Origin of the sequence: Paracidovorax sp. MALMAid1276, from assembly GCF_049198005.1 — a bacterium.
Taxonomy (GTDB): domain Bacteria; phylum Pseudomonadota; class Gammaproteobacteria; order Burkholderiales; family Burkholderiaceae_C; genus Acidovorax.
This window is the reverse complement of the sequence record NZ_JBMIRS010000085.1, coordinates 1-4,190: the sequence shown is the minus strand read 5'-3', so window position 1 is coordinate 4,190 and position 4,190 is coordinate 1. Positions and strand designations below refer to the sequence as shown.

The following is a 4,190-nucleotide window of genomic DNA, read 5'->3' as shown; positions in this document are numbered from 1 at the left end:
CTCGTCGTTGCCGTGCTCGCCGGGTGTCCAACCCGGCTGCGCCCGACGCCTAGATTGCGGCCCTGCCAGACCCTCACGCACAGCCGATTTCTCGGTTTCAGTGGACTAGTACCCCGATTGCAGGCGCAGCTGATTCAGGTTCGCGCTGTATGGGGGCAGGACCGGGCCACGGGGCGCGGCGGCGACTAGCCCGCTGGATGCGATGACATTGGCGAACTAAAGGTTCGGTTTTCAGAAAGTTGGGAGAAGAACGGCGACGGGTCGATTGCAGCCAGTCAAGCGGCCGAATGCTACGGACAGGAAGGATAGATTGACCTGCGCTTGCGCCCTACGAACGCCCTGTTTGAACCGCCAACCCGACCAACTTACTCCACCCCCGCAAACCCCACCACCAGGTGGTCAATCCACACCCGCAGCTTGGCGGGCAAAAACCGGTTCGGCGGGTACAGCAGCCAGGCCGTGCCCGCATACGAAGTCTTGTGCGTCCAGTCCTGCAGTACAGCCACCAGCTCACCCCGTTCCAGCGCGGCCCGTGCCGTGAAGCCCGGCAGGCTGGCGATGCCCAGGTGATTCATCGCAGCCTCCAGCCGCACCTCGCTGTGGTTGGCCACGTAGCGGCCGCGCACGGCCACGGTGGCGGCTTCGCCCGCGCGTTCAAAACGCCAGTGGCGGTCGCGCTCGTCTTCGCCCAGGGTGATGCAGGCATGCTGCTCCAGATCGCGCGGGTGCTGGGGGTGGCCGCGCTCGGCCAGGTAGCGGGGGCTGGCGCAGATGCAGTGGTGCAAGGTGGCCAGCGGCCGCCCTGCAAGACCCGGGGGCGGCGTGTCGGTCACGCGCAGGGCCAGGTCGATGGATTCTTCGAACAGATCCACCGTGCGGTCGGTGATGAGCAGTTGCACGTCCACCTCGGGGTACTTTTGCAAAAACGGTAGCACCAGCGGGTGCACCAGCTGGCGGCCCACGGCCTTGGGCATGCTCATGCGCACCAGGCCCGAGGGTGCGGCGGTGTGCGTGTCGCTCAGCGCCCACACCTCGCGCGCGGCGGCCACCAGAGCCTGGCAGCGGCTGTAGGCGGCGGCCCCGGCGTCGGTGAGCTTGAGCTTGCGGGTGGTGCGCTCCAGCAGGCGCACGCGCAGCGTGCCTTCCAGCCGCGCCACTTGGCGGCTCACGGCCGACGGAGTGATGCGCAGTTGCCGCGCCGCTTCCGAAAAACTGCCCGCGTCCACCACGCGGGCAAACACGGCCATGTCGGGCAGGCTGTCGTGGGGTTGATTGATGCTCATGAAGCACAAGTGCTGTTCTTTGATGGTGATTATCAATGCATCAGCGCAAATCAATAATTTCTGCCACCTGCCGGGCACGCCCGCCACAGCCCGCCGCCCCCTAATTCACCCGCCCTGATCGGACCCGCCCCTACCATGCACGCGACGCTGCCCCTCACCCCCGCCTCCCCGTTGGCTCTGCGACTGTCTGACCTGGCCTTGTTGCTGGTGGCCGTGGTGTGGGGCACCAGCTATGGCGTGGCCAAGGGGGCGCTGGTGTTCTACCCCGTGCTCGGCTTTCTGGCCGTGCGCTTTTTGCTGACGTTTGCCCTGCTGCTGCCGGCGCTGCTGCGGGCACCGGCCGCACAGCAGCGTGATGCGCTGGCGGCGGGCCTGCCGCTGGGTGCGCTGCTGCTGGGCATTTTTTTGTGCGAAACCTTTGGCCTGGCACACACCAAGGCCAGCAATGCGGCGTTGCTGATCAGCCTGTGCGTGGTGTTCACACCGTTTGCCGAGTGGTGGCTGCTGCGCCAGCGGCCGGGCCGCGCGATGTTTGTGTTCGCGGGCGTCTCGCTGCTGGGCGCCGCGCTGCTCAGCGGCAGCTATTCCGGCGACTGGACGCGTTGGGGCTGGGGCGACGCGCTGATGCTGGCCGCCGCCGCGCTGCGCGCGATCACCGTGTGCCAGACCACGCGGCTCACGCAGCGCCGCAGCGCGCCCGTGCTGGCGCTCACGGCCGTGCAGGCGGGCGTGATCGGCCTGGGCAGCCTGTTGCTGGCACTGGCCTTGCCGGGCACGCTGCCACCCCTGCCCTCGCTCACCGATGGCAGCGCCTTCTGGCTGGCCTGTATCTACCTGGTGCTGGGCTGCACGGTGTTTGCCTTTGTGGTGCAGAACTGGGCCTTGCGCCACAGCCCGCCCTCGCGGGTCGGTCTGCTGATGGGCAGCGAGCCCGCCTTTGGCGCGCTGTTTGCGGTGCTTTGGCTGGGCGAGCAGCTCAGCCCCAGCGCCTGGCTGGGTGGCGCGCTGATCGTGGGGGCGGCGCTGTGGACCATGGCCCGGCGGAGCCCATCGCCCGGATGATTGTTCTTTATCGCATCAGGGCTTGGGCGCTGCGGTCTGGCTGATCTGGCCAATCAGCCGGTGGTAGAAGCGGATGGCGTCGGCGTAGTTGGCAATCTCCAGGCGCTCGTTGGTGCCGTGAAAGCGTTTCAGGTCTTCGGAGTTGGCCCGCACGGGCGAGAACTTGAAGATGTGGTCGCTGATGGCGCCGTAGTGCTGCGAGTCGGTGCCCGCCACCATCAGGCCCGGGGCCACCAGCACGTCGGGGAAGACCTCGCGGATGGTCTGGTTGAGCAGGCGGTACTGAGGGGAATCCGTGGGCGCTACCTTCGATGCCTCCACCGCGCCGGGCAAGGTGCTCAGCGCCACCTGCGCGGCGGGCGCGCTGATCTTGCTGCGCACATGGTCCATCACATGCTGATGCGTGTCGCCGGGCAGCAGGCGGAAGTTGACCGTGGCCTCGGCGCGGCCGGGCACCACGTTGTCGCGGTTGCCCGCCTGAACGATGGTCAGCGCCGTGGTGGTGCGCAGCATGGCGTTGGTGCTGGCTGCGCCTTCGAGCTGCCTTTGCACCACGGGGCGGAACAGCCACAGGTTGGACAGCACCACGCGGTTCACAACGCCCATCTCGGGCGCCAGGGTGTCGAACAACTCGGCCGCCACGCCACGGATGCCGCCGGGCATCTGCTCTTCGTCCAGGCGCTTGAGTGCGTCGCTCATCATGGCGATGGCGCTGCTGCCCTTGTGCGGCGGCATGGACGAATGGCCGGGCGTGCCGGACATTGTCATCACCACCGACATGTAGCCTTTTTCGGCCACGCCGATGACCGCTGCCGGCTGGGACAGGCCGGGCATCACGCCGTCGAGGATCAACAGGCCTTCGTCGATCACGAAATGCAGGCGCACCTTGCGCTCCTGCAGCAGCGCGGCGATTTGGGCGGCGCCGCGCAGGCCGCCCACCTCTTCGTCGGCGCCAAAGGCCAGGTACACCGTGCGCTGCGGCGCGAAGCCGCTTTTCAGCAGCATCTCCACGGCTTCGAGCTGGCTCATCAGGTTGCCCTTGTCGTCCCACGAGCCCCGGCCCCAGACATAGCCGCCCGCGATGGCGCCCGAGTACGGAGGCTGGTCCCAGTCGCCCTCGGTGCCCGGGGCCACGGGCACCACATCCTGGTGGGCCATGAGCATCACGGGTGCGGCGCTGGCGTCGCTGCCGGGCCAGGTGTAGAGCAGGCTCAGGTCGCCCACCACCTCGCGCTGGAGCTTGGCGTGCACCAGCGGGAAGCGCTGCTGCAGCAGCGCGTGAAACTGCTGGAACTGGTCCCTGTTGGCCGCGGCGTCGTCACGGGAGGATTCGGTGCGCAGGCGCACGGCCTCGGCCAGGCGGTCGGCCACGGCGGCTTCCTCGACCGGCAGCTTGGAAATCGGCGCCACATCCAGTTGGCGCGAGCCTTTGCGCACCGTGTTGATGCCCAGGGCGGCGGCCAGCAACAGCACCAGGGCCAGCAGCCAGAGCAGGAGTTTCTTGATCATGTCGTGCGCACGGAGGAAAAAGAGGGTTGAGGCGATGCTGCAAACGGCCTGAGCATGCGGCTGCGAACGCCGCACCAGAACGCAACGAGGCCATGCGGCCGCCAGCATAGAACATGCGCCCCGCCGCTATGCGCCCGCGCCTTGCACTGCACGCCACGGCACCACCAGCCACCCCGCGCGCCACAAAAAAACCGCAGGCTCCTTGCAGCGCCTGCGGCTCGTATTCACTATCGTTTTGATAGCTTTCAGCGCTTACCCATAAAGCGCTGATGGCCAATTTGCCTGACTATGTACATGCCTCAGATGCCTGCCCCCCATCCGTTCGGGCTGAGCTTG

3 protein-coding genes are annotated in these 4,190 nt (G+C 67.4%); 1 reads left to right on the top strand and 2 read right to left on the bottom strand.

Annotation, left to right across the window (positions count from 1 at the left end; all coding sequences use genetic code 11):
- Window positions 1–365 precede the first annotated feature (365 nt).
- Entirely contained in the window at window positions 366–1,283 is a 918-nt protein-coding gene (locus ACOQFS_RS05520) for a LysR family transcriptional regulator (protein WP_421561907.1), read from the bottom strand.
- Window positions 1,284–1,418: 135 nt separating this feature from the next.
- Here ACOQFS_RS05520 and ACOQFS_RS05515 point away from each other — a divergent pair, with 135 nt between their 5' ends.
- A complete protein-coding gene (locus ACOQFS_RS05515) occupies window positions 1,419–2,345 on the top strand; it encodes a DMT family transporter (protein ID WP_421561906.1) in 927 nt (308 codons plus the stop codon).
- A gap of 15 nt (window positions 2,346–2,360) precedes the next feature.
- Here ACOQFS_RS05515 and ACOQFS_RS05510 read toward each other — a convergent pair whose 3' ends face one another.
- Window positions 2,361–3,854, bottom strand: coding sequence for a M20 family peptidase (locus tag ACOQFS_RS05510; protein ID WP_421561905.1), 1,494 nt, complete (start codon window positions 3,852–3,854; stop codon window positions 2,361–2,363).
- Between the last annotated feature and the right edge of the window lie 336 nt (window positions 3,855–4,190).